Source organism: Dietzia sp. UCD-THP (assembly GCF_000349585.1).
Taxonomy (GTDB): Bacteria; Actinomycetota; Actinomycetes; order Mycobacteriales; family Mycobacteriaceae; genus Dietzia; species Dietzia natronolimnaea_A.
This window is the reverse complement of the sequence record NZ_KB714675.1, coordinates 1-256: the sequence shown is the minus strand read 5'-3', so window position 1 is coordinate 256 and position 256 is coordinate 1. Positions and strand designations below refer to the sequence as shown.

Annotated in this window: 1 pseudogene; it reads right to left on the bottom strand. The window is 79.7% G+C overall.

Features of this window, described 5'->3' with window-relative positions:
* Positions 1-247: pseudogene (locus H483_RS40325) on the bottom strand (transglycosylase); the annotation flags it as partial.
* Positions 248-256 lie beyond the last annotated feature (9 nt).

The window sequence follows — 256 nt, the reverse complement described above, 5'->3', positions numbered from 1 at the left end:
AGGCTGCGCTGGGCAGTGCGTCGCAGAGCCTGGCGGGTGCGGCCTCGTCGACGGCGTCGGGGTCAGGTGGCCAGGGCGCGGCGAACGGGGCGGCGTACCTCGGGCCGCACTCGTCTGGTTCGTCGTCGACCCCGCCATCAGGTGGGGGCTCCGGCCCCACCCCAGCGGCGCCAGCGGGGGCGGGCTCACCGGCAGGCGCCAGCCCGGCGGGGGGCGGCAGCTCGAGCGGGGGCGGTGCGGCCGCCAAGCCTCAGGG